Below are 24139 nucleotides of genomic sequence, written 5' to 3'. Positions count from 1 at the left end.
ATGAAGGCCCTCCACGTCATCACGGGCCTGGGGACCGGCGGCGCGGAGCAGCAACTGCGGCTGCTGCTGCGGCACCTGCCGGTGGCCTGCGACGTCGTCACGCTCACCAACCCGGGGCCGGTCGCGGACGGGCTGGCCGCGGACGGGGTGCGGGTGGTCCACCTGGGAATGACCGGGAACCGGGACCTGGCCGCGCTGCCCCGCCTGGTGCGGCTGATCCGCCGGGGCCGCTACGACCTCGTCCACACCCACCTGTACCGGGCCTGCCTGTACGGCCGGATCGCCGCGCGGCTCGCGGGGGTGCGGGCCGTGGTCGCCACCGAGCACTCGCTCGGCGACTCGCAGCTGGAGGGGCGCGCACTGACCGCGGGCGTGCGGGCGCTGTACCTGGCGGGTGAGCGGCTCGGGCGGTCCACGGTGGCCGTCTCGCCGACCGTCGCCGACCGGCTGCGCCGGTGGGGGGTGCCGGGGCCGCGGATCGAGGTGGTCCCGAACGGCATCGACCTGGACCGGTTCCGCTTCGACACGGACCGGCGCCGGCGTGTCCGCGACCGCCTGGGCATCCCGCAGGACGCCTGGGTCGTCGGCGCCGTCGGGCGGCTCGCGCCCGGCAAGCGGTTCGGCGTCCTGGTCGAGGCCCTCGCGGCCCTCCCCGCCGACTGCAGGCTGCTGCTGGTGGGCGGCGGTCCGGAGGAGGACGCCCTGCGGCGCGCCGCGCGGGCGGCCGGGGTCGCCGGCCGGGTGCTGTTCGCCGGCGAGCGGCCCTACACCTCCGACGACGCCCAGGACCCCGACCTGCCCGCCCTCACCTCCGCCATGGACGTGTTCGCCTCGCCCTCCGCCGAGGAGGCCTTCGGGCTCGCGGTCGTCGAGGCGCTGGCCGCGGGGCTGCCCGTGCTCTACAGCGCCTGCCCGGCCGTCGAGGACCTGCCGACCGCCGCCGCGCCGGGCGCCCGCCGCGTCACGGGCGGCGCCGCCGCCTACGCCGCGGCGCTGTCCGCCGCCCGCGCCGCCGGACCCGGCCCGCGCGGCGCGCCGGACGCCGCCCGTCACTACAGCATCACCCGCAGCGCCGCCCAGCTCATGGACGTCTACGCGGCCGCACTCGCCACCACACCTCAGGGAGCCAGCACGCCATGACCGAGAACACCGTCCGAGCACCCCGCCCGTTCCCGCGCGCCATCCCGCCCTGGTCGCTGCTGGCGGCCGGGGTCCTGGCCGGCGGGCTGCTGGGCGGCGCCTACGGCGTGCTGACGCCGCCCAGCTACACGGCGACCGCCTACGTCATCGCCGTCACCGCCGACAAGTCCGACACCGCGTCCGCGCAGGGGTTCGCGCAGGCCTACGGCCGGGTCGCCACCCAGCTCGCGGTGCTCGGGGACGCGCAGATGTGGGCCGGGGTGCCGCTGAAGACGCTGCAGGACAGTGTGCAGACGGAGACCTCGCCGGACGCGCCGATGGTCGCCGTCTCGGCCAGCTCGCCGCACGCCCTCCAGGCCACCGACATGGCGAACGCGGTGGCCCGCTCGCTCATCCAGCACGCCAACGACACCAAGAGCGACACCAACGTGGAACTCCTGCAGTTCTCCCGGGCGCCGAAGCCGACGGCGCCGACCTCCGCGTCCTCGAAGGTGACCGCTCTGGTGGGCGCGAGCGCGGGCGGACTGCTGGGCGGTCTCGCGCTCCTGGTGCGCCCCCGGCGCCGGCCGGCGGAGTCCGCGCTGCAGGCCTCGGTGCCCGGTCCGGCCGTCGCCGCCGACGTACACGGACAGCTGTGACCACGACGGCCCACCCGACGCTCGCCGCGTACACCACCGAACTCGTCACCGACGAGGACGCGTTCGCCGGGCTGGCCCCGGCCTGGGGCCGCCTGTACCGGCGGTGCGGCACGGCCACCCCGTTCCAGAGCCACGCCTGGCTGCACTCCTGGTGGCGCTCCTACGGAACCCCCGGCCGGCTCCGCCTCGTCCTGGTCCGCCACGGCGGTGAGCTGGTCGGCGCGGCCCCGCTGATGCTGGTGCACCAGCCGCTGCCCACGCTGGTGCCGCTCGGCGGGGCGATCTCGGACTACGCGGACGTGCTGCTCGCCGACGCCGACGACGGCCGGGTGGCGGACGCCCTCACCCGGGAGCTGGCCGAGGCGGCCCGGACGGCGCTGATCGACTTCCGCGAGGTACGGCCGGGCGGCGCGGTGGAGCGGGTCTACGACCGCTGGCGCGGCCCGTGCCGGAAGGTGCCGGACTCGGTCTGCCTGGAGCTGCCGGCCGTGTCGATGGACGAGCTGGTCGGCAGGCTGCCGTCGGGCAAGGCCCAGCGGGTCCGCGCCAAGCTGCGCAAGCTGGGCTCGCTGGGGGTGCGCCGGGACGTCGTGCCGCCCGACGGGGTGGACGCGGCGCTGCGCCGCCTCCTCGACCTGCACCGGCTCCAGTGGCAGGGGCGGAAGGTGACCACCGAGCACCTCCAGTCCCGCTTCCAGGAGCATCTGGTGCGCTCGGTGGGGCCGATGGTGCGGTCCGGGGACGCGGTGGTCACCGAGTTCCGGCTCGACGACGAGGTGGTCGCCGTCGACCTGACCCTGCTGGCGCCGAGTCTCGCGGGCGGCTACCTGTACGGGGCGCATCCCCGGCTGCGGGAGCGCAAGGCGGACGTGGCGGTGATGCTGCTGGACGCCTGCACCCAGCACACCGGCACCGGGGAGCGGGGGGCGCTGAGCCTGCTGCGCGGCGACGAGCCGTACAAGCACCACTGGCGGCCCGAGCCGGTCGTCAACCAGCGGCTGCTGCTGGCCCGGCGGCGCACCGCCCCGCTGCTGACGGCGGCGCTCTGCGACGCCGCCGCCCGGCAGCGGATCAAGGAGGTGCGGCAGCGGTGGAAGGAGCGCCGGCAGGAGTAGCGGACGCCGGGCGCATCCGTGCGTCAGTCGAGGCCGAAGCAGAGCTTCCCGCCGAGCCAGTACTCGATCCAGGCGCCCAGCTCCATCGACGTGCAGGAGGACGTGGGCGTGGCACTCGGCGTGGCGGCCGGGCTCGGGGACGCGGACGGGGTCGGGGTCGGGGTCGGGGTCGGGCTGGGGGTCGCCGGCGTCGGGGTCGTGGTGTCGGTGCGGCCGAAGAGGGCCTGGCGGTAGACGTGCGCGGAGCGCGGGTTGACCGAGCACTGCCAGACGCCGTGCGGGCAGTAGTCGGTCAGCGTGTTGTACAGCGGCTTGTGCTGGTCCATCCAGGCGAGCATCCGGCGCATGTACTCGGCGTCGTCACCGTTGCGGAAGAGGCCCCATTCCGGATAGGAGACGGGCTTTCCGTGGGCCTTCGCGAAATCGACGTGCTGCTGGAGTCCGTAGGGCTCCCGCACCTGCTCGTCGAAGGAGAGTCCGGTCGGCTGGTCGTACGCATCCATGCCGACGATGTCGACCGTGTCGTCCCCGGGGTAGCACTGCGTCCACGGAACGGCGTCGCGGCCCCGGCTCGCCGTGAAGTCGAACCGGAACTTCTGGCCCGGCACCGCGCGCATGGTGGTGACGATCCGTCTCCAGTACGTCTTCCAGGCCTCCGGGTCCGGCCCGCAACGATGGGTGTAGGTGATGCCGTTCATCTCCCAGCCGAGCACGATGACCGTGTCCGGGACCCGCAGGGCCACCAGCCGCTCGGCCAGGGCCCGGAAGTGGTGATCGAACGCCCCGGCCGCGCCCTGCCGCAGCAGCGAGCGGACCTCGTCGTCCCCGATGCCCTCCTCGTTGCGCTCCTGCATGGGCACGTTGAGGACGAGCATCCGGTCGGCCTTCCCCCGTCGCCAGTGCGCCCAGACGTCCAGGAAGCCGGGGGCGCCCTCGATGTCGGCCCAGCGGTTGCCGGGCAGATACGTGTGCGCGACCTTCAGCTCGGTGCCGCCGAGCCAGCTGCTCAGCTGGGCCATGCGCGCGACACCGAGCGGGCCGGAGTCGAGGAACGCCCCGAAGGCGGGCGGCGTCGCCCTGGCCGGTGCGCCGACCGCCGGTGCGTCGGCGGCCGGGGTCGGGGTCGGCAGGGGTGCGGCGGATGCCGGGACGGACGTCGTGGGCGTCGGGGCGGCTGTCGTGGGTGCCGGGACGCCTGTCGCGGGTGCCGGAGCCGGTGGGCCGGTGAACCGCGCCGCCCCCGCACCCGCGGCGAATCCCGGGCCGGTCGCCAGGGTCGCCGAGGCGACGGCGACGGCGAGGGCCGCCGCGGCCACGGCCGGCCGGTACCACCGGAACCGCGTTCGCTCTCGCCGCTGTGGGGTCATGCCTGCTCCTTTCTCCATCGTTGTTCGTCCGTCCACTCGTCCGTTCGCAGCACTCCTGAGTAAGTGCCACTTACTGACACTCAGTCATATCAATATGAATTCCGCCAGTGCGGCTGCGGCTTTCGGGTGCCCCGGACGACCGCACGGGTGAACCGACGCAAAGGAAATGGTCCGTGTCGCTGCTAGACATCCGGGTTCCCGCGGTTCTGCTGCGGATCGACCGGAACCCCTTCCACCACGGCACCCTGGGGGCCGTGCGCTCGCTCGGCAGAGCCGGGGTGGAGGTCCACGTGGTCGCCGACTCCGCGGGCAGCCCGGTCCGCAGGTCCCGCTACGTAAGGCGGCTGCACCCGCCGCTGGCGCCGGGCGCGTCGCCCGCCGAGATCGTCGCCGTGCTGCACCGGGTGGCGGCGCGGATCGCCCGCCCGGCCGTGCTGATCCCGATGGACGACGCGAGCGCCGTCGCGGCCGGCCGGTTCCGCGCGGACCTCGCGCCCGCCTACCTGCTTCCGCAGCAGCCCGGCACCCTGCCCGAACGCGTCGCCGACAAGGCGGAGCTCGCCGAGGTGTGCGCGGCGGCCGGCATCCCGCACCCGCCGACGCTGGTCCCGGACAGCACCGGGGAGACCGCCGCCGCGGTCCGGCGGCTCGGGCTGCCGGTGATCGCCAAGTGGAGCCGGCCCTGGCTGCTGCCGGCCGGGTCCGGGCTGCGCAGCACGGTCGTGGTGCGCTCGGCGCGAGAGGCGGTGGAACTGTACCTGCGCAGCGAGGAGGCGGGCAGCAGGCTGCTGCTGCAGGAGTTCCTGCCGCCGGGCCCGGACCGCGACTGGTTCTTCCACGGCTACGCCGACCGCACCGGGCAGCTGCGCGCGGGCGGCCCCGGCCGCAAGCAGCAGGCCTGGCCGCGCGGCGCCGGACTGACCGCGGTCGGCCTGTGGACGCCCAACGCGCAGGTGCGGGCGCATGCCGAGCGGCTCATCGGCGAGCTGGGCTTCCGGGGCATCTTCGACCTGGACTTCCGGCGCTGCGGCAGCACCGGCCGCTACCACCTCCTCGACTTCAACCCCCGTCCGGGCGCCCAGTTCCGGCTCTTCGCCGACAGCGCCGGCCTGGACGTCGTACGTGCCCTGCACCTGGACCTGACGCACCGGCCGCTGCCGGACGGGGTGCCGCTGGCCGGGCGGTCGTTCGTGGTCGAGAACTACGCGCCGCTGAGCGCGCTGCGGCCGGCGCCGCGCGGTCGGGAGCTGGCCTGGTCCGCGCCGGACGACCGGGGTCCCGGCCTCGCGATGTGGGCGCTGTGGGGCCGGCACGTGGCGGGCCGGCTCCTGGACCGGCTGCGCGACGGGACCGCCGACCGGGCGCCGCACCCGCACGTGCCGGTGGTCCGCCAGGCCGGGGAACCCCTCGTGCCCGCCCCCCAGACCGCGGAGCCCCTCGTGCCCGCCGCCCGGGACGAGGAACTCACCGGAGCGGCCGGTGTCCCCGCCGCGCCCGGCGTCTCCACCCTCTCCGGTCAGCCCGACCGGTCCGACGACGAGAAGGCGAGCAGTTGCTGATGTACGACCTGCTGGTGGTGGGAGCGGGCCCGTACGGCCTGTCCATCGCGTCCCACGCCGCCGCGGCGGGCCTGAACGTGCGGGTCTTCGGCCGCCCGATGGCGTCCTGGCGCGACCACATGCCCCGCGGGATGTTCCTCAAGTCCGAGCCCTGGGCCTCCAACCTGTCGGACCCCGAGGCGCGTTGGCGGCTGGACGTGTACTGCGCGGGCCGCGGAGTGACCGCCCGGCACGGGCAGCCGATCCCCCTGGAGATGTTCGCCGAGTACGGCCTGTGGTTCGCCCGCAACGCCGCGCCGCCCGTCGACGAACGCATGGTCACCCGTGTCGCGCCGCACACCGGCGGCTTCGAGGCGACGACGGCGGACGGCGAGGTGCTGCGCGGCCGGACGGTCGCCCTCGCCGTCGGCGTGCTGCCGTTCGTGGAGATCCCCGCGGCCCTGCGCGGCCTCTCCCCCGGCCTGGTCACGCACAGCAGCCACCACGCCGACCTGGGCCGCTTCCGGGGCCGGGACGTCACGGTGGTCGGCGGCGGCCAGGCGGCCCTGGAGACGGCGGCGCTCCTCGCCGAACTGGGCAGCCGGGTACGGGTGCTGGTGCGCGCGGGCGAGCTGTTCTGGAACGAGATGCCGCCGCCCTGGCAGCGCCCCTGGTGGCAGTCGGTCCGCGCCCCGCGCAGCGGGCTCGGCCCCGGCTGGCGGAACTGGTTCTACTCCGAGCGGCCCGGCCTGTACCGGCGGCTCGCGGAGCCCACCCGGACCCGGATCGCGGCGAGCGCCCTCGGCCCGGCCGGCGCCTGGTGGGTGCGGGAGCGGGTGGAGTCCGGGGTGGAGGTGCTGCTGGGCCGCGAGGTGACGGCGGCGCGCGCGTCGGCGGGCGGGGTGCGCCTGGACACCGCGGTACGCGGTGGCGGGGTGGGCACCCTGGAGACCGAACACGTCATCGCGGCAACGGGGTTCAGGGCGACTCGCGGACGGCTCGCGCTGCTCGCCGACGAGTTGCGGACGACCCTGGTGACCGGGGCCGACGGGGCGCCCGAGGTGGGCCGGGACTTCGAGGCGTCGTATCCCGGGCTGTTCCTGGCCGGTCTGGTCACGGCGGCGGGCTTCGGTCCGGCGATGCGCTTCGTGCACGGCGCCGGCTTCACCGCCGGGACGCTGGTGCGCGGGGTGCGGCGGCGGCTGCGCTCGGGGCCGGCCGGCTGGGGCGTCCCGGCCGGGCGGCGGGAGTCCGCGCCGGACGCGGTGCGCGGCTGACGGGCGGGGGCCGGACCTCGCGGGCTGACGGCACGGCCCTCCTGGCCGAAGAACGGAAGAGCCGGCCCCGGAACGCGGATGCGAAGGATCGGCGTTCCGGGGCCGGCCGTGCCACAGCCGGGAGGGCTGGTGCGCCGTGTGACGTCGTCAGCTGTTGGCGCAGACGCCGGCGAACGCCGGGTTCAGCAGCGCGATGACGTCGACGGTGTCGCCGCAGGCGTTGACCGGGACGTGCACCGGGACCTCGATCACGTTGCCGGAGACGACGCCCGGGGAGTTGGTGGCAGCGCCCTCCGCACCGGCGGAGGCGAAAGCGGGGATGGCACCGCCCAGCGCCAGGAGCGCGCCGGCGACCACAGCAGCGGTCTTCTTCATGAACTTTCCCTTCTCTGCGGTCATGCCCGTATGTCGGCCGAAACCGAGCGAGCACAGCATGAACGGCTCGCACCATGACCGGCAGGCTGTAGAACGAGGAATAGACGGCGGAAGAAACTACGGAACGTTCCTCTTCGATCAATTCACTCGAACGCCCGCCGGGAATTGACACGGAGAGAGGAAACGCTTCGCCTTGCGAGGGGAATTTCAGGAGCACGACGAAAGCCCGCGCGGGCGGCGCGGTCACGCGCACCGCCCGGGCGGGCTTCACAGGACCGGGGTCACTGGTTGGCGACGCCGTTGGCCGCGAGGACCGCGATGTCGTCCAGGATGTGCGACGCCGGCTCGTCGCCCTTGGCCTGCGTGGAGTTCTCGGCGCACTGCTGGTTCTGCGGCGCGGACAGGACCGGGATGTCCTGGGCCACCCCGACGGCGGCGATGAGGCCGAGGATCCCCTGGGCGTTCGCCTTCGCGGGGAGGCCGACGCAGAGCTTGTTGAGCGAGCCCTGGACCAGGGTGGCCTGCGGGCTCATCTTGCCCTTGGTCACCGAGTTGCCGAACGCCTCCTGGGCGCCGTTGCCGCTCGCGGAGGTGGTGCCGTGGTCGTTGCCGGTGGCAAGCGCCTGGGGGGCTGCCGCCGCCGACACACCTACGACGGACACGGCGACCGCCGCCGCGGCCATTGCCTTCTTCAGCATTTCGCTTTTCCTTTCCCGGCACTCAGGCCAAGACGGACGTTCCTGTCCGGCATCAACCGCCCGCGTCCGGAATGGTTGCGGCACCGCGCGCCACGTCACCCGTTCGGACCGGCGGCCTCCCGGAATTCCCCGGAAAACCGGGCCTCCCCGCAAACGGCTGATTTCCCGGTGTGGGCCGTTGGAGTGAAGCGGAGCAACCAACCGGAGCGCGCGCAGTTGACCAGTGCGCTCCGGTGGACGGGGTGTCCTCAGAAGGGAACTGACAAGTGATCAAGAAGGTACTGGCCGCCGCCGCAGTCGCAGCCTCCGTCGTCGGCGTCTCCGCTGCCGCCGCCTCGCCGGCCCTGGCCACCGGCAACGACACCGGCACCACCTCCTTCAGCGGCAACGACGCCCAGCAGGCGTTCGGCAACTCCGCCACGTACGGCAACATGAGCCCCCAGCTGGCGCTCATCCAGGGCTCCTTCAACAAGCCCTGCATCGGCCTCCCGGCGAAGCTGAACCTCCAGGGCCTGGCCGGCCTGGGTGCCGTCGGCGTCCTGCAGGACGTGCCGATCCTGTCCGCGCCGCAGAACCAGCAGTGCGTCGAGAACTCCACCCAGGCCAAGGGCGACGAGCCGCTGTCGCACATCCTGGACGACATCTCCGCGCTGTCCGCGAACGGCACCGGCAACAAGTAGTCCGGGAGCACTCCGGGCCCCGGTTCGAGGGCGCGCCGGTCGGCTGATCGGACTGCGCTCCGCCAATCGGGGCATACCACGCAACTTCGGCGAATCCGGGTAAGTTGACGATCACGCAGCTCCTCCCCGGAGCCCGCCTTTCGAAGGGAACAATCATGAAGAAGCTGTGGGCGACCGCGGCTGTCGCCGTCACCGTCGCCGGTTTCGCGGCCACGGCCGCTCCCCAGGCCCTGGCCACCGGCAACGACACCGGCACCACCTCCTTCAGCGGCAACGACGCCAAGTCGGAGTTCGGCAACTCGGCCACCTTCGGCGACCTGAGCCCGCAGCTCTCGCTGGTCCAGGGATCGCTGAACAAGCCGTGCGTCGGCCTCCCGCTCAAGGCGAACCTGCAGGGTCTCGTCGGTGCGGTCGCCGTCGGCGTCGCCCAGGACGTGCCGGTCCTGTCCGCGCCGCAGAACCAGCAGTGCGTGGAGAACTCCACCCAGGCCAAGGGCGACGAGCCGCTGTCGCACGTCCTGGACGACATCTCCGCGCTGTCGGCGAACGGCACCGCGAACCAGTAGTCCTCGGACGCCGCGGGCGGCGGGCCACCGGTTCCCTCCGGTGACCCGCCGCCTTTTGCTCACCTGCGGTACAGCGCCTCGATCTGGGACGCGTAGCGGGCCGTCACCGCGTGCCGCTTGACCTTCAGGGACGGCGTGAGCAGGCCGTTCTCCTCGTTGAACTCTCCCTCCACCAGGGCGAAGGCACGGATCGACTCGGCGCGGGAGACGGCCAGGTTGGCGTGGTCGACCGCCTTCTGCACCTCGGCCCGCATCCGGTCGTCGCGCACCAGCTCCGCGAGCGGGGTGTCCGGCGGGAGCTTCCGTACGGCCAGCCAGTGGGCGACCGCCTCGGGGTCCAGCGTGATCAGCGCGGCGACGAACGGCCGGTTGTCGCCGACCACCAGGCACTGACCGACGGGCGCCCGGCTGCGCAGCCGGTCCTCCAGGACGGCCGGGGAGACGTTCTTGCCGCCGGAGGTGACCAGGATGTCCTTCTTGCGGCCGGTGATGGTGAGATACCCGTCCGCGTCCAGCGTCCCGAGGTCGCCGGTCCCGAACCAGCCGTCGTCCGCCAGCACTTCGGCGGTCGCGGCCGGGTTGTTCCAGTACGACCCGAACACCACCGCACCCTTGACCAGCACCTCGCCGTCCTCGGCGATCCGGACGGCCGCCCCCGGGATCGGCTGCCCCACCGTGCCGGGCCGCGGGGCGAGCGGCGGCACGATGGTGGCGGCCGCGCTGGTCTCGGTCAGGCCGTAGCCCTCGTAGACGACGATGCCGGCCGCGTGGAAGAACAGGTTCAGGTCGCGGTCGAGGGGCGAGCCGCCGCTGATGGCGTACCGCATCCGGCCGCCGAGCTCCTTGCGGATACGGCGGTAGACCAGCAGGTCGTACAGCGCCCAGGCCGCGTACAGGCCGGGCCCCGGCCCCTTCCCCCGGCCGAGGAACTTCTCCAGGTGGGCCGCGGCGAACCGCACCCCGATCCGCTCGGCCCGGTCGAAGGACGCGGCCCGCCCGATCTTCTCCGCCGTCGCCCGCCCGGTGTCGTGGATCTTCTCGAAGAGGTACGGCACCCCGACCAGGAACGTCGGCCGGAACTCCCGCAGCGCGGGCCGGAGTTCGTCGGGCTTCACGCTCGGGAAGTGACCCATCTCGATCCGGCCCAGCAGGCAGGCGATCTGGAGCGTACGGCCCAGGATGTGGGCGAGCGGCAGGAACAGCAGGGTGGACGCGGTCCGGCCGGTGACCGCCTGGAAGACGGGGTGCAGCAGCTCGACCGTGTTGGCGGCCTCGGCGTGCAGGTTGGCGTGGGTGAGGACACAGCCCTTGGGGCGGCCGGTGGTACCGGAGGTGTAGCAGATCGTGGCCGTGGTGTCGGGGGTGAGGCCGCCGCGGCGCTTGGCCACCTCATCGTCCGGGACGTCGCGGCCGAGGGTGGTCAGGTCGGCGAGTGCGCCGGCGTCCAGCTCCCAGACGCGCGGCGGGTGTGCGTGGGGGGCCGTGCCGGTGGTGACGGTGGCGGTGTTCTGCGGGGTCTCGGTGACGACGTGGCGGGCACCGGAGTCCCGGACGATCCACTCCACCTGCTCCGCGGAGGAGGTGGGGTAGACCGGGACGGTCACGCCGCCGGCCGCCCAGACGGCGAAGTCGAGGACCGTCCACGCGTAGCGGGTGCGGGACATGACGGCGACGCGGTCGCCTGCGGCCAGGCCGGCGGCGATCAAGCCCTTTGCCGTGGAGGTTACTTGGGCGGCGAACTCGGCTGCCGTGACGGTGCCCTCGCTGCGGCGGACGGCTGTGGCGTGGGGTTCCTCTGCCGCGTTGGTGTACGGGAGGTCGGCGAGGGAGCCGGTCGTGAGCGGAGCGGCGAGGGGCGGGCGGCGCGCCTCCCGCACGACCCCGGCCTCGTCCCTGATGACCTCTACCTTGCCCCGGTTGGCCAAGTCGGTTCGTTGACGTGCTCGTTTGAGGTCGCTGCGTACGCTCATGGGGCGTCAACTTACTCGGAAGTAAGGGGAGGTCAATGGGTCTCGCCGTAGGAGGTGCGGTCGGGCGCCGGGTGCGGGTGCGTCGTGGCTGGTCGCGCAGTTCCTCCCCCAGCCTTCGGCCGGGGGGACCCCCAGCGCCCCTAAGGGGCGCGCTTCAGTCCGCGGCGTCAGAAAGTCGCGCCTCCCGGATGGCCGTGGCCAGGTCGGAGACTTGCTTGTCCTCTGTCGTCCTCGCCAACGTCGCGGCCCAAGAGCGCAGTTCGGTCGGGCTCGGTGCTCCCGGGATGTCGTACTCGCCGTCTGCCAGGGCGTCCGCGAAGTAGGCGGCCACCGCCGTCACCTGGAAGCGGGGGGAGGCCGACCAGATGTCGTCGTGCAGGGCGTCGGTCTCGATCGCGCCCGTGTTCTCGTGCGGGGTGCGGGTGTCGGGGTCGAGCCAGCGGACGGTGGCGGTCGCCAGGTGGCCGTCGGTCCCGGGGTTGGTGCGGACGGCGTAGAGGGCGGTGACCGTGTGACCGGGGCCGACCTCGCCGCCGTCCACGGCGTCGTTGCGGAAGTCCTGGTCGGCGACCTTGCGGTCCTGGTAGCCGATCAGGTGGAACTCGGCGACCGTGTGCGGGTCGAAGGCCACCTGGGCCTTGGCGTCACGGGCCACCAGGTCGATGTTCTCGGGGAGTTGACGGCAGAAGACGTCGGCGGCGGTCGCGGTGTCGGAGACGTACACCGTGTGGCCGTCGCCCTTGTCGGCCAGGCGTTCCATGAGGGCGTCGCCGTAGTCGCTGCCGACGCCGACGCCGAACAGGGTGATGCCGTACTCGCGACGGTCGCCGTCGATGCGCCTGAGGATGGCGTTCGGGTCGGTCTCGCCGTCGTTGGCGAGGGCGTCGGAGATCAGGACGACGCGGTTGGTGGCGTTCTTGCGCAGGCCTTCGACGGCGGTGGCGTAGCCGGTCTCGACGCCCTCGCCGAGGTTGGTGGAGGAGAGGGGGGCGAGACGGTCGACCGCGTCGTGGATCTCGGCGCGGTGGCCGCCGAGGCGGGTCATCGGGAGGTCCGTCTCGGCGTGCTCGCTGAAGGTGACGAGCGCGACCGAGTCGTCGTCGCGCAGCCGGTCGGTCATCGTGTCCAGGGACTTCTTGGCGAGGTCGAGGCGGCCCGGTTCGCCCATGGAGCCGGAGACGTCGATGACGAAGGTGAGAGCGGCCGGGGGACGGTCGCCGGGGTCGTCGGCGGGGCGGGTGGCGAGGCCGACGCGGACCAGGGACCAGTTCGGCCTGCTGGTGCGGGCGCCGTCGACGGTGACCGTGAAGCCGTTGTGCTCGGGGGTGCGGTAGTCCTGGCGGAAGCTGTTGACGAATTCCTCGGGCCGGACGGTCGTCGGGTCGGGTCGGCCGCCGTCGGCGAGGGTGCGGCGGGCGTAGCCGTAGGAGGCGGTGTCGACGTCGAGGGCGAAGGTGGAGAGGTGGTCGGAGGGGGCGGCGGTCTCGTCGCCCGCGGCCCGGGTGGGGGCCGGGGCCCCGGTGGCGGTCGTGTGGTTCGGGCCGTTCGCGTGGGTCTCGTCCGCGCTGCAGGCGGTCAGCAGCAGGGCGCTCGCGGCGGTGGCGGCGAGGAGTGTCGCGCCCGTCTGCCGTCGGGTCCGGTGTCGGTTCATGGCTGTGCCCCCTGTGCCGGTCGGAGTCGACTTCCTGGCTTGTCGTCGACTGTGACGGCGCAGGGGGCCGGAACGTGCGCCCCGATGCGTTGCGGATGGATCTCGAAGCGGCCACGGACCAGGGGCTTCGAGGCCGGAGGGAGATCGTCCGGTGACCTAGGAGACGATGTCCTTGCGCGCGAAACCCCGGAAGGCCAGGGCGAACAGCACCAGGGCGTACGTTATCGAGACCGCCGTGCCCTGGATCATGCCGGACCACTCCAGGTGGGGTTGTACGGCGTCCGCCCAGGCGTACTGCCAGTGGGCGGGCAGGAAGTCACGCCAGTCGCCGAGGGCCGTCACCTGGTCGAGGACGTTGCCGACGATGGTCAGGCCGACCGCGCCGCCGACCGCGCCGAGGGGGGCGTCGGTCTTCGTGGAGAGCCAGAACGCCAGCCCCGCGGTGACCAGTTGGGACAGGAAGATGTACACGATCACGACCGCGAGGCGCTGGGTGGCGGTGGTGGTGTCGAGTGCGCCGCCGGTGGGGATCTGCAGGGGCCCCCAGCCGTAGGCGACCGTGCCGACGGCCAGGGCGACCAGCGGCAGCAGGACCATCGCGGCCAGGCTGAGGCCGAGCGCGACGACCAGCTTGGACCAGAGCAGCCGGGCCCTCGGCACGGGGGCGGCGAGCAGGTAGCGCAGGGAGGACCAGCCGGCCTCCGAGGCGACCGTGTCCCCGCAGAACAGGGCGACCGGGATGACCAGCAGGAAGCCCGCCGACACGAACAGGTTGACCGCGGCGAAGTTGGCGCCGGACGCGGTGGCCGTGTCGAGGAGGGTGACCTGGCCGTTCTGCCGGCCCGGCTGACCGCCGATCGCGAACGCGATCAGCAGCACGACGGGCAGGGCGGCGAGGATGCCGCCCATCACCAGGGTGCGGCGCCGCTTGAGCTGGCGGACCAGCTCGACGCGGAGCGGCAGGGTGCGGCCCGCCCGGTAGCCGGAGGCGACCGCGGCCCTCTCGGTCAGCGTGCTCACGCGGAACCTCCGATCAGGGTCAGGAAGGCGTCTTCCAGACGGCGGTGCGGGCCGACCGACGCCACCGGCACGTCGAGCCGGACGAGTTCGGCGACCAGGCGCGGGGCGCTGCCGCCGGGCTCCATGCGGACGAGCAGGCCGTCGGCCGTGCTGGTCACGGAGGCCACGCCGGGCAGCGCGGCCACCTTCTCCACGACCGGCTCCTCCACCGGGGTGCCGGTGCCGACGAGGAGGGTGTCGCCGGTACCGACGATGTCGGCGACCGGTCCGGCCTGGACGAGCCGGCCGCGGTCCATCACCACGAGGTGGGTGCAGGTCTGCTCGACCTCGGCGAGGAGATGGCTGGAGACGATCACCGTGCGGCCGGCGGCCGCGTAGCGGATCATCACCTCGCGCATCTCGCGGATCTGCGGCGGGTCCAGGCCGTTGGTGGGTTCGTCGAGGATCAGCAGGTCCGGCAGGCCGAGCATGGCCTGGGCGATGGCGAGGCGCTGGCGCATGCCCTGCGAGTAGGTGCGGACCGCGCGGGCCAGCGCGTCGCCGAGGCCGGCGATCTCCAGGGCCTCGTCGATGTGGGAGTCCTCCGGCGGACGTCCGGTGGCCTGCCAGTACAGCTCCAGGTTCGCCCGGCCGGACAGGTGCGGCAGGAAGCCTGCGCCCTCCACGAAGGCACCGACCCGGGAGAGGACGGGTGCGCCGGGGCGGATGGCGTGGCCGAAGACCCGGACCTCGCCGCCGTCCGGCTTGATCAGCCCCATCAGCATGCGCAGGGTCGTGGTCTTGCCCGCGCCGTTGGGACCGAGGAGGCCCAGCACCTGGCCCTTCTCCACGCGGAAGGACAGCTCCTTGACCGCGTACCGGTCGGTCGAGCCCTTGTAGCGCTTGCTCAGGTCCGTTATCTGCAGCGGCACTTCGGCGAGCGCCGGGTCGGCGGCGGGGCCGCCGGTGCGGCGGCGGCCGGTGAGCAGCAGGGCCAGGGCGGCCAACGCGCCGGCTGCCGGCAGCCACCACACCCAGGCGGGCAGCGGCGCGGCGGCCGTGTCCACCTGGGGTGCCGTCGGCACGCTCAGGGGGCTCTTGAGGGAGACGGTGTAGGTGGCCGGGGCGGTCGGGGAGGCGTAGCCGAGGTCGGTGGAGGCGAGGACCAGGCGCAGCCGGTGGCCCTTCTGCACCTCGTGGTCGATGGCCGGGAGGGTGATGGTGACGTCCTGGCCGGACTTGGCGCCCTCGACGCGGACCGGGGCGACCAGCTGGGAGGGCAGCACCTGCTGGGTGCCGTCGGGGCCGACGTCGTAGACCTTGCCGAAGAGCACGGCGTCGTCGGTGCTCGAGGTGAGGTGGACGGTGGCCGTGGGGGTGCCGGTGATCTGCAGGGAGTCGGTCATCGGCGCCGAGTCGAAACGGGCGTACTGGCCGGGGAAGTCGAGGGAGACGCCGACGCCGAGGGAGGAGAGCTGGGCGAGGCCGCCGCCGCCGAGGCCGGGCAGCGCGGAGACACCGGGCGGGCTGGCGCCGGCCGGGTTGGCGACGCGCTGGGTGCCGCCCTTGAGGGCGATGTCCTTCCGGTCGCTCTCCAGGCCGGGGTAGCTGCCGGCGGTCGCGCCGCGCAGCAGGGCGGCGCCGTCGGTGGAGTCGACGCCGCCGGTGCGGGTGATCCGGAACGCCGGCCCGGTGTCCGTGTTCCTGTCGCCCTTCAGATACCGGTCGAACCACGACGTCACCCGTCCCTCGACCCGGCTGGTCTCCAGGTCGCCGCCGTCGTGGCCGCCGGCGATCCAGTCGACGTCGACGGGGGCGCCGTTGGCCTTGATGGCCTTCGCCGCGGCGTCGGACTGGGAGAGGGTGAAGAGGGAGTCGGTCTGCCCCTGGAAGAGGAGCGTCGGCACCCTGATGCGGCTGCCGACGGCCGAGGGCGACCGCTCTTCGAGCAGCTTCACCGCCGCCGCGTCCGGCTTGCCCGACTCGGCGACCCGGTTGTACATCGCGCACAGCTCGGGCTGGAAGTCGGCGCAGCCGCCGCCGGTGTTGAAGAAGATCCCGGCCCAGAGCTTCTTGAAGACGCCGTTCGGGAACAGGGCGTCCGCGAGGTTCCAGTACGTGATGGACGGGGCGATCGCGTCGACGCGGTCGTCGTGACCGGCGGCGAGGAGGGAGATCGCGCCACCGTAGGAGCCGCCCGCCATCCCCACGCGCGGATCACCGGGCTTGTCGAGCTGGACCTGCGGCTGCTTCGCCAGCCAGTCGATGAGCCTGGAGACGTCGGCGACCTCGCCCTTCGGGTCGTTGAGGCCGATCTTGCCGGTGGACCTGCCGAAGCCGCGGGCGGACCAGGTGAGGACCGCGTAGCCGTCGCGGGCGAGGTCCTCGGCCTCGGCGCGCATGTCGTCCTTGCTGCCGCCGAAGCCGTGGGCGAGGAGGACCGCGGGGCGCCGGCCGGTGCCGGACGTGGTGAAGAACGAGGTGTCCAGACGCACCCCGTCCACTGCCATGACCTTGTCGGTCCGGTGCACCGGGGGCGGGGCGTCGGAGGCGACGGCCGTCCACGTACCGGCGCCGCCGAGCACGACGACGGCGGCCGCGGCAGCCACCAGCCGCCGCGGCCGCCGGAGCAGTGCTCGCAGGCCGGGGGGTCGAAGATCCATGCTTCAACGGTACGGGCCCGCACCGACATCCGATGCCGACGGTGGGCTGAACAGCGGGCCATCCCGGAGGAGTAGGAGTACTCCGCCACGTACTTCGAGTGCGGTACACCACGACAGCGGCACCGGCCCGGACGCTGGGTCCCCGCGGGTCCGGCGGGGGCCGGTCGCGCAGTTCCCCGCGGGCCGGCGGGGGCCGGTAGCGCAGTTCCCCGCGCCCCTTCAGGTCGGCCGATCGGCCCGGCGCTCGCGACCCGTCGGCCCACCGGCCTACCTAGTCCCGCGGCCTCACCCCATCCCGCCGCAACGGCGATCAGCCGCGACGGCGGATTCCGGCGGTGCCGGACCGGACGGTGGGTCCCCGCGGGTCCGGCGGGGGCCGATCGCGCAGTTCCCCGCGCCCCTTCAGGTCGGCCGGTCGGCCCGGCGGTCGCGAGCCGTCGGCCCACCGGCCTGCCTAGTCCCGCCGCCTCACCCCATCCCGCCGCGACGGCGGATTCCGGCGGTGCCGGACCGGACGGTGGGTCCCCGCGGGTCCGGTGGGGGCCGATCGCGCAGTTCCCCGCGCCCCTTCAGGTCGGCCGGTCGGCCCGGCGGTCGCGAGCCGCCGCGACGGAGTTACTGGTGGGGCGTCACGTCGTCCGGGAGGGAGACGACCCAGTGGGTTGCCTTGCGGGGGCGGAGGTAGAAGGCCCAGTAGAGGGTGGCGGCGGCGGTGATGCCGCCGGTCCAGAGGAGGTAGGTCGTTTCCTGCTGGGTGAGGATGTAGCCGAGGACGGCGATGAGGAGGATCGGCATCGCCGGCCAGAGGGGCATGCGCCAGGCCGCGGTGTGCTTGTGGTGGCCCCGGCGGGAGAGGAGGGCCGCTACGGCGACCAGGAGGTACATGCCGGTCACCGAGACGCCCGTCACGCCGTACAGGGTGTCGAGGTTGACGAAGCAGAGGAGGGCGCCGGGGACGCCGACGGCGAGGGTGGCGACCCAGGGGGAGCCGAAGCGGCCGAGGCGCGAGAGGGCGCTGTTGACCGGGGCCGGCCAGGCCTTGTCACGGGCGGAGGCGAACAGCACGCGGGAGTTCTGGATGACCATGACGATGCCCGCGTTGATGATCGCGAGGGCTACGCAGAGGCTGACGAAGGTGCCGACCGCGGAGTTCGACCAGGCGGTGACCATGGAGCTGATGTCGCCGCCGGTGAGGGCCTTGAGGTCGGTCGCGCCCATGGTGATCGCGGCGACCGGGACGAGGATGATCACCGTGGAGATCGCGAGGGTGGCCAGGACCGTGCGGGCGACGTTGCGGCGCGGGTTCTCCAGTTCCTCGGAGAGGTAGACGGCCGTCGAGAAGCCCTGGGTGACGAAGAGGGCGATGGCGAGACCCGAGACGACCAGCATGGCGGTCACGGTCGTGGTGTGACCGGCGGAGTCCGCGACCTGCATGGAGGTGAGGCTGCCGACCCCGCGGTGGCTGTGGGAGAAGCCCAGCACCGCCACCACGCCCGCCGCGATGACCTCCAGGACCAGGAAGACGCCCGTGATCCAGGCGTTCGCACGCAGGTCCAGGAGGCCCGCGAGGGTCGCGAGGAGCATCACGCCCGCGCCGGTCATGGCCGGGTCCAGGTGGACGATCGGGGCCAGGTAGTCGGCCGTGCCCATCGAGATCACCGGCGGCACGATCATCACGACGAGAAGGGAGAGGACGAAGACCAGCCAGCCGGCGAGGCGGCCGGCCATCGTGGAGACCATCGCGTACTCGCCGCCCGCGCTGGGGATGAGGGTGCCCAGCTCCGAGTAGCAGAACGCCACGGCGATACAGAGGAGCGAGCCGATGGCGATGGTGAGGGCGGTGGCGGTCCCGAGGGAGCCGAACAGGTCGGGGACGACCACGAAGAGCGTGGAGGCCGGCGTGACGCAGGAGAGGGTGAGAAGGGTGCCGCCGACCACTCCGATGGAGCGCTTGAGCGTCTTGGGACTGTCAGGCGCCTCTACGACGGCGTTCTCGACAGGGCGGAGCGTGTCGGTCATGCGGCGGTTCCGATCGACTGGAGCGGCGAGAAGTTTCGGCCAGGAGCGCTATCGCCTCCGGCGGCTCGTCTCTTGCTTCCTGCGTCCGCTCCCGGTTGCGATGCATGGAACCCCGACGAAAACCGTCACGTCAATGGCCGTTAACCTACGGAATCCGTAGATCCACTCGCCGTATTCCGCGAATACGTCAATACGAGGTAGGCCATTCCACGCTGTCGGCCTCTACGAGAATCGCAGCGCGGGCGTCAAAAAAACGTGAGGACGTCCGGTATCCGGACCTGTCAGTGTGTCCCGTTAGAGTCATCGACAGCAGAACTCACAACCGAATCACAGCAATGGGTGGGGACTCATGAAGCTGAAGTACACCGCTGCCTGGGTGGGGTTCACGGCGGCGGCACTGGTCGCGGTGTCCGCGTGCGGCTCCGACGGCGTGAAGACGGCCACCTCGGCCGTGAACAACGCGGACAAGATCATGGCGGCGCTCTCGCACGCCACCGACCGGACCGACCAGCTGGGCTCGGCGAAGGTGAGGATGAGCACCGTCATCGGCACGGGCGCCCCGGTCACGATGAACGGCACCTTCTCCTGGGGAGACGGCCTGGCGATGGACGTCCTGATGGACACCAAGGCCGCGAAGATGGAGGCTCTCCAGCACAGCTCCACCATCCGCACCCTGTTCGTGGACGGCGCCTACTACTACGACGTCGACCCGCAGGCCTCCGGCCCGCTCAAGGGCAAGCAGTGGATGAAGATCGACGCGTCGGCCCTCTTCGGCGACAAGGGCGCCCAGGCCTTCAGCGGGAACAGCGCGGGCAACCCGGCGGCCACGCTGAAGTACCTCAAGTACGCGAAGGACGTGAAGGACTTCGGCACGGAGACCGTCGACGGGCAGCGCACGACCCACTACCAGGCCGTCGTCGACCAGGCGCAGCTGGGGAAGTTCAAGGACGCCTACGGCAGTGACGGCATGACCGCGATGACCGGCGGCGGCTCGATGACGATGAACCTGTGGCTGAACTCCAAGGACCTGCCGGTCCGCCTGAAGGAGCGGATGGGCAAGATGACCGTGACCATGGACTTCGAGAAGTTCGGCGCCACCGCCCCGGTGAAGGCCCCGCCGGCCGCCCAGACCGGCGACCTCACCCAGGTGATCGAGGATTCCCGGAAGCAGCAGGGCTGACCGCGGACACACCGGTGCCCCGCTCTCCCGGGAGAGCGGGGCACCGTACGTCATCAGTGGTTGCGCGGGAAGCCCAGGTCGACGCCCGCGGGGGCGTCGGCGGGGTCGGGCCAGCGGGTGGTGACGACCTTGCCGCGGGTGTAGAAGTGCGTGCCGTCGTTGCCGTAGATGTGGTGGTCGCCGAAGAGCGAGTCCTTCCAGCCACCGAAGGAGTGGTAGCCGACGGGGACCGGGATCGGCACGTTGACGCCGACCATGCCGGCCTCGATCTCCAGCTGGAAGCGGCGGGCGGCGCCGCCGTCCCGGGTGAAGATCGCGGTGCCGTTGCCGAAGGGGGAGGCGTTGATCAGGGCGACACCCTCCTCGTACGTGTCCACGCGCAGGACACAGAGGACGGGGCCGAAGATCTCGTCCTGGTAGGCCTTGGCGGTGGTGGGCACCTTGTCGAGGAGCGAGATGCCGATCCAGTGGCCGTCCTCGAAGCCCTCGACCGTGTAGCCGGTGCCGTCCAGGACGACCTCGGCACCCTCGGCGGCGGCGCCGGAGACGTAGGAGGCCACCTTGTCGCGGTGGACGGCCGTGATCAGCGGGCCCATCTCGGAGGTGGGGTCGTTGCCGGGGCCGATCTTGATCTTCTCGGCGCGCTCGCGGATCTTCTCCACCAGCTCGTCGCCGATCGAGCCCACCGCGACGACCGCGGAGATGGCCATGCAGCGCTCGCCTGCCGAGCCGTAGGCGGCGGAGACGGCCGCGTCGGCCGCCGCGTCCAGGTCCGCGTCGGGGAGGACCAGCATGTGGTTCTTGGCGCCGCCGAGCGCCTGGACGCGCTTGTGGTTGGCGGAGGCGGTGGTGTGGATGTAGCGCGCGATCGGGGTCGAGCCGACGAAGGAGACCGCCTTGACGTCCGGGTGCTCCAGGAGCCGGTCGACGGCGACCTTGTCACCGTGGACCACGTTGAAGACGCCGTCGGGCAGCCCGGCCTCGGCCAGCAGCTCGGCGAGCTTGATCGACGCCGACGGGTCCTTCTCGGACGGCTTCAGCACGAAGGTGTTGCCGGTCGCGATGGCGATCGGGAACATCCACATCGGGACCATCGCCGGGAAGTTGAACGGCGTGATGCCCGCGACCACACCGAGGGGCTGGCGGATCGAGGAGACGTCCACGCGGGACGCGACCTGCGTGGACAGCTCTCCCTTCAGCTGCACGTTGATGCCGCACGCCAGGTCCACGATCTCCAGACCGCGGGCGACCTCGCCGAGGGCGTCGCTGTGCACCTTGCCGTGCTCGGCCGTGATCAGCTCGGCGATCGCGTCCCGGTTCGCGTCCAGGAGGGCGCGGAAGCGGAACAGGATCTCCGTGCGCCTGGCCAGCGAGGACTGGCCCCAGGTGACGAACGCGTCCTTCGCCGCGGCGACCGCGGCGTCGACCTCGTCGACCGACGCGAACGCGACCTTCGTGGTGACCGCACCGGTGGCCGGGTCGGTGACCGGCCCGTAGGTGCCCGACGTGCCGTCGACGGACTTGCCGCCGATCCAGTGGTTGACGATCTTCGTCATGACCGGTTACTCCTTCACAGATGGCGGCGTCGGGTGGAGACGTGCCGTTCGTAGAGCTCACGTGCCTTGACCGCGGAGGATCGGGTCGCGGTCTCGGCCACAGGTACATCCCACCAGGCCTGCGCGGGAGGCGGGCCCGACACAGTGTCGGCCGTTTCGGTCTCCACGTAGACACATGTGGGAGTGTCGGCGGCCCGCGCCTCGGCGAGCGCCGCGCGCAGGTCCCGGACAGTCTTCGCGCGCAGGACGCGCATGCCGAGGCTGGCCGCGTTGGCGGCCAGGTCGACGGGGAGCGGGGCGCCCGTGAAGGTGCCGTCGTCCGAGGTGAAGCGGTACGCGGTGCCGAACCGCTCGCCGCCCACCGACTCGGAGAGTCCGCCGATGGAGGCGTAGCCGTGGTTCTGCACCAGCAGCACCTTGATGGCGATGCCCTCCTGGACGGCGGTGACGATCTCGGTCGGCATCATCAGATACGTGCCGTCGCCGACCAGCGCCCACACGTTCCGCTCCGGTGCCGCGAGTTTCACCCCGATGGCGGCAGGTATCTCGTAGCCCATGCACGAGTAGCCGTACTCCAGGTGGTACTGGTCCCGTGACCGCGACCGCCACATCCGGTGCAGGTCGCCGGGGAGCGAGCCGGCCGCGTTGACCAGGACGTCCGTCTCGTCGACGAGCGCGTCCAGGGCGCCGAGGACCTGCGGCTGGGTCGGCCGGATGTCGGGCTCGTCGGCCTCGTAGCAGGCGTCGACGCGCTGCTCCCAGCGCTCCTTGTCCTCGGTGTACTCGGTGACGTACGAGTCGGCGGTCCGGTGGCCGTCCAGGGCCCTGGTCAGCTCCGTGAGGGCGCTGCGGGCGTCGGCTATCAGGGGCAGGCCGGCCAGCTTGTGGCCATCGTACGCGGCGACGTTGAGGTTGAGGAAGCGGACGTCCGGGTTCTCGAAGAGGGTGCCGGAGGCCGTGGTGAAGTCGGTGTAGCGGGTGCCGACGCCGATCACCAGGTCGGCGGTGCGGGCGAGTTCGTCGGCGGTGGCGGTGCCGGTGTGGCCGACGCCGCCGACGTCCTGCGGGTGGTCCCAGCGCAGCGACCCCTTGCCGGCCTGGGTGGCGGCGACCGGGATGCGGGTGGCCTCGGCGAACTCGGCGAGCGCGGCCTCGGCACGGCTGTGGTGGACCCCGCCGCCCGCGATGACCAGCGGCCTGCGCGCTGCCCTGACCGCCTGCACGGCCGCGGCGAGTTCGCCGGGGTCGGCGCCCGGGCGTCGTACGGTCCACACCCGCTCGGCGAAGAACTCCTCCGGCCAGTCGTACGCCTCCGCCTGCACGTCCTGCGGGAGGGCGAGGGTGACGGCGCCGGTCTCGACGGGGTCGGTGAGGACCCGCATGGCGGCGAGGGCGGCGGGGATCAGCTGTTCGGGGCGGTTGATCCGGTCGAAGAACTTCGAGACGGGGCGGAGGGTGTCGTTGACGGACACGTCGGCCGCGTGCGGGACTTCGAGCTGCTGGAGGACCGGGTCGGCGGGTCGGGTGGCGAAGACGTCGCCGGGCAGGAGCAGGACCGGGAGGTGGTTGATGGTGGCCAGGGCGGCCCCGGTGACCAGGTTGGTGGCGCCCGGCCCGATGGACGTCGTCACGGCGTGTGTGGCGAGACGGTTCGATTGACGCGCGTAGCCGACCGCCGCGTGCACCATGGCCTGTTCGTTGCGGCCCTGGTGGTACGGCATCTCGTCCCTGTGCTCCAGGAGTGCCTGGCCGAGGCCGGCCACGTTGCCGTGGCCGAAGATGCCCCAGGTGGCGCCGATCAGGCGGCGGCGCTCGCCGTCCCGCTCGGTGAACTGGACGGCGAGGAAGCGGACAAGCGCTTGCGCGACGGTCAACCGAATCGTCATCGGTAACCCCCTGTGCCTTCTACGTGGGCCGGATGGAAGCAGATCCGCCACTCCCGCGTCGCACCGGGCCCCGCCATGACGTTCAGGTAGTACATGTCGTGACCGGGCTGCGCGATCGACGGGCCGTGCCATCCGTCGGGAACGAGCACGGCGTCGCCGGAGCGGACCTCGGCGAGGACGTCCGTACCGCCCTCACGGGAGGGGAATACGCGCTGATACCCGAATCCGTTCGCGCCGTCGATCTCGAAGTAGTAGATCTCCTCCAGCTCCGACTCCTCGCCGGGCCGGTACTCGTCGTGCTTGTGCGACGGGTACGAGGACCAGTTGCCGCCGGGGGTGACGACCTCCACGGCGATCAGCTTGTCGCAGTCGAACGCGTCCGCGGAGGCGAAGTTGCGCACCTGCCGGGCGGCGGTGCCGCTGCCGCGGTCTTCGACGGGAACCTCCGGCGCGGGGCCGTAGCGGGCGGGGAGTCGTCGCTCGCACTTCGCTCCTGCCAGGGCGAAGCGGCCTCCCGCGCCGGAGGCGATCTGGACCTGGGCGTCCCGGGGCACGTACACGAAGTCGGAGACTCCGCTGAACACGCTCTCCCGGCCCAGGATCTGGAACTCGTTTCCCTCTGTTTGCACCGTACAACCGCCCTGCAGCGGAAGCACGATCCATTCGCTGTCCCCGGTGGTGAACAAATGCGTTCCCCCCGGGGCCAGTTCGACGATCCGCAGGCTGCTGTGCGCCCAGCCGGCCCGCTTGGGGTCGATGTCGAGCGCGTACTGGGCGTTCGCGGTCGAACCCTTGGTGAGATGCAGCTCGTTGGTCGTCAT

The 24139-nt window shown here is 72.5% G+C and carries 19 protein-coding genes; 8 read left to right on the top strand and 11 right to left on the bottom strand.

The genetic code is table 11. From position 1 onward, the window contains the following. The 3 genes from ACZ63F_RS23840 to ACZ63F_RS23830 are packed head-to-tail and all read left to right on the top strand — an operon-like array spanning position 1 to position 2893. Positions 1–1140: a glycosyltransferase gene (locus ACZ63F_RS23840; protein WP_469713526.1), complete on the top strand. Its 1140-nt coding sequence runs from the start codon at positions 1–3 to the stop codon at positions 1138–1140. Beyond that, on the top strand, positions 1137–1778 hold the full coding sequence (locus tag ACZ63F_RS23835; RefSeq protein WP_469713525.1) for a YveK family protein: 642 nt from the start codon (positions 1137–1139) through the stop codon (positions 1776–1778). Before ACZ63F_RS23840 ends, ACZ63F_RS23835 begins: the two co-directional genes overlap by 4 nt. Further along, positions 1775–2893 (top strand): GNAT family N-acetyltransferase, encoded by a 1119-nt coding sequence (locus tag ACZ63F_RS23830; protein ID WP_469713523.1) that lies wholly within the window; start codon positions 1775–1777, stop codon positions 2891–2893. Before ACZ63F_RS23835 ends, ACZ63F_RS23830 begins: the two co-directional genes overlap by 4 nt. Before the next feature lie 23 nt (positions 2894–2916). On the opposite strand, the gene ACZ63F_RS23825 is transcribed toward ACZ63F_RS23830, so the two are convergent. After that, a complete protein-coding gene (locus ACZ63F_RS23825) occupies positions 2917–4260 on the bottom strand; it encodes a glycoside hydrolase family 26 protein (RefSeq protein WP_469713522.1) in 1344 nt (447 codons plus the stop codon). Positions 4261–4433: 173 nt separating this feature from the next. Here ACZ63F_RS23825 and ACZ63F_RS23820 point away from each other — a divergent pair, with 173 nt between their 5' ends. After that, positions 4434–5819, top strand: coding sequence for a carboxylate--amine ligase (locus ACZ63F_RS23820; protein ID WP_469713520.1), 1386 nt, complete (start codon positions 4434–4436; stop codon positions 5817–5819). Further along, the gene (locus tag ACZ63F_RS23815; RefSeq protein WP_469713583.1) at positions 5819–7075 is read left to right on the top strand and encodes an FAD-dependent oxidoreductase; all 1257 of its coding nucleotides are present in this window, start codon (positions 5819–5821) and stop codon (positions 7073–7075) included. The genes ACZ63F_RS23820 and ACZ63F_RS23815 overlap by 1 nt, the downstream gene beginning before the upstream one ends. A 147-nt stretch (positions 7076–7222) precedes the next feature. Here the strand turns inward: ACZ63F_RS23815 and ACZ63F_RS23810 are convergent, their stop codons facing one another. Next, positions 7223–7474: a chaplin gene (locus tag ACZ63F_RS23810; RefSeq protein WP_457698409.1), complete on the bottom strand. Its 252-nt coding sequence runs from the start codon at positions 7472–7474 to the stop codon at positions 7223–7225. 257 nt (positions 7475–7731) lie between these two features. Beyond that, positions 7732–8148 carry a rodlin gene (locus ACZ63F_RS23805; RefSeq protein WP_382721860.1) on the bottom strand — a complete coding sequence of 139 codons (417 nt, stop codon included), beginning with the start codon at positions 8146–8148 and terminating at the stop codon, positions 7732–7734. A 266-nt stretch (positions 8149–8414) separates the two neighbouring features. Between ACZ63F_RS23805 and ACZ63F_RS23800 the strand changes: the two genes are divergently transcribed. Further along, a complete protein-coding gene (locus tag ACZ63F_RS23800) occupies positions 8415–8828 on the top strand; it encodes a rodlin (RefSeq protein WP_469713517.1) in 414 nt (137 codons plus the stop codon). 155 nt (positions 8829–8983) lie between these two features. Then, positions 8984–9394: a rodlin gene (locus ACZ63F_RS23795; protein WP_469713516.1), complete on the top strand. Its 411-nt coding sequence runs from the start codon at positions 8984–8986 to the stop codon at positions 9392–9394. Between the two features lie 59 nt (positions 9395–9453). Here the strand turns inward: ACZ63F_RS23795 and ACZ63F_RS23790 are convergent, their stop codons facing one another. From ACZ63F_RS23790 to ACZ63F_RS23770, 5 genes are all read right to left on the bottom strand, one after another. After that, the gene (locus tag ACZ63F_RS23790; RefSeq protein WP_469713514.1) at positions 9454–11364 is read right to left on the bottom strand and encodes an AMP-dependent synthetase/ligase; all 1911 of its coding nucleotides are present in this window, start codon (positions 11362–11364) and stop codon (positions 9454–9456) included. Positions 11365–11518: 154 nt separating this feature from the next. Continuing rightward, a complete protein-coding gene (locus tag ACZ63F_RS23785) occupies positions 11519–13015 on the bottom strand; it encodes a vWA domain-containing protein (protein ID WP_469713513.1) in 1497 nt (498 codons plus the stop codon). A 156-nt stretch (positions 13016–13171) separates the two neighbouring features. After that, positions 13172–14035 (bottom strand): ABC transporter permease, encoded by an 864-nt coding sequence (locus ACZ63F_RS23780; RefSeq protein WP_469713512.1) that lies wholly within the window; start codon positions 14033–14035, stop codon positions 13172–13174. After that, positions 14032–16677 (bottom strand): CocE/NonD family hydrolase, encoded by a 2646-nt coding sequence (locus ACZ63F_RS23775; RefSeq protein ID WP_469713511.1) that lies wholly within the window; start codon positions 16675–16677, stop codon positions 14032–14034. Before ACZ63F_RS23775 ends, ACZ63F_RS23780 begins: the two co-directional genes overlap by 4 nt. A 615-nt stretch (positions 16678–17292) precedes the next feature. Next, positions 17293–18696, bottom strand: a complete 1404-nt coding sequence (locus tag ACZ63F_RS23770; protein WP_469713509.1) for an APC family permease — start codon at positions 18694–18696, stop codon at positions 17293–17295. Positions 18697–19045: 349 nt separating this feature from the next. On the opposite strand from ACZ63F_RS23770, the gene ACZ63F_RS23765 reads away from it, so the two are divergent. Beyond that, positions 19046–19876 carry an SCO4651 family lipoprotein gene (locus ACZ63F_RS23765; protein ID WP_469713508.1) on the top strand — a complete coding sequence of 277 codons (831 nt, stop codon included), beginning with the start codon at positions 19046–19048 and terminating at the stop codon, positions 19874–19876. A gap of 53 nt (positions 19877–19929) precedes the next feature. Here ACZ63F_RS23765 and mmsA read toward each other — a convergent pair whose 3' ends face one another. From mmsA to iolB, 3 genes are read right to left on the bottom strand one after another with little or no spacing between them, the layout of a single operon-like run. Then, positions 19930–21432, bottom strand: coding sequence for a CoA-acylating methylmalonate-semialdehyde dehydrogenase (gene mmsA, locus ACZ63F_RS23760; protein WP_469713507.1), 1503 nt, complete (start codon positions 21430–21432; stop codon positions 19930–19932). A gap of 14 nt (positions 21433–21446) precedes the next feature. After that, on the bottom strand, positions 21447–23318 hold the full coding sequence (iolD, locus tag ACZ63F_RS23755; RefSeq protein WP_469713505.1) for a 3D-(3,5/4)-trihydroxycyclohexane-1,2-dione acylhydrolase (decyclizing): 1872 nt from the start codon (positions 23316–23318) through the stop codon (positions 21447–21449). Further along, the gene (gene iolB / locus ACZ63F_RS23750) at positions 23315–24139 is read right to left on the bottom strand and encodes a 5-deoxy-glucuronate isomerase (protein WP_469713503.1); all 825 of its coding nucleotides are present in this window, start codon (positions 24137–24139) and stop codon (positions 23315–23317) included. Before iolB ends, iolD begins: the two co-directional genes overlap by 4 nt.

The organism is Streptomyces sp. NPDC104761 (genome assembly GCF_055583445.1).
The sequence above is the reverse complement of the archived record's forward strand: the minus strand, read 5'-3'. Positions and strand labels throughout refer to the sequence as shown.

Excerpts from the sequence above, each read along its gene's own strand:
- ACZ63F_RS23775 (WP_469713511.1), bottom strand. The coding sequence starts at position 16,677 with ATGGATCTTCGACCCCCCGGCCTGCGAGCACTGCTCCGGCGGCCGCGG.
- ACZ63F_RS23770 (WP_469713509.1), bottom strand. The coding sequence starts at position 18,696 with ATGACCGACACGCTCCGCCCTGTCGAGAACGCCGTCGTAGAGGCGCCT.
- ACZ63F_RS23810 (WP_457698409.1), bottom strand. The coding sequence starts at position 7,474 with ATGACCGCAGAGAAGGGAAAGTTCATGAAGAAGACCGCTGCTGTGGTC.
- ACZ63F_RS23765 (WP_469713508.1), top strand. The coding sequence starts at position 19,046 with ATGAAGCTGAAGTACACCGCTGCCTGGGTGGGGTTCACGGCGGCGGCA.
- mmsA (WP_469713507.1), bottom strand. The coding sequence starts at position 21,432 with ATGACGAAGATCGTCAACCACTGGATCGGCGGCAAGTCCGTCGACGGC.
- iolD (WP_469713505.1), bottom strand. The coding sequence starts at position 23,318 with ATGACGATTCGGTTGACCGTCGCGCAAGCGCTTGTCCGCTTCCTCGCC.
- iolB (WP_469713503.1), bottom strand. The coding sequence starts at position 24,139 with ATGACGACCAACGAGCTGCATCTCACCAAGGGTTCGACCGCGAACGCC.
- ACZ63F_RS23815 (WP_469713583.1), top strand. The coding sequence starts at position 5,819 with ATGTACGACCTGCTGGTGGTGGGAGCGGGCCCGTACGGCCTGTCCATC.
- ACZ63F_RS23840 (WP_469713526.1), top strand. The coding sequence starts at position 1 with ATGAAGGCCCTCCACGTCATCACGGGCCTGGGGACCGGCGGCGCGGAG.
- ACZ63F_RS23805 (WP_382721860.1), bottom strand. The coding sequence starts at position 8,148 with ATGCTGAAGAAGGCAATGGCCGCGGCGGCGGTCGCCGTGTCCGTCGTA.
- ACZ63F_RS23825 (WP_469713522.1), bottom strand. The coding sequence starts at position 4,260 with ATGACCCCACAGCGGCGAGAGCGAACGCGGTTCCGGTGGTACCGGCCG.
- ACZ63F_RS23835 (WP_469713525.1), top strand. The coding sequence starts at position 1,137 with ATGACCGAGAACACCGTCCGAGCACCCCGCCCGTTCCCGCGCGCCATC.
- ACZ63F_RS23785 (WP_469713513.1), bottom strand. The coding sequence starts at position 13,015 with ATGAACCGACACCGGACCCGACGGCAGACGGGCGCGACACTCCTCGCC.
- ACZ63F_RS23795 (WP_469713516.1), top strand. The coding sequence starts at position 8,984 with ATGAAGAAGCTGTGGGCGACCGCGGCTGTCGCCGTCACCGTCGCCGGT.
- ACZ63F_RS23790 (WP_469713514.1), bottom strand. The coding sequence starts at position 11,364 with ATGAGCGTACGCAGCGACCTCAAACGAGCACGTCAACGAACCGACTTG.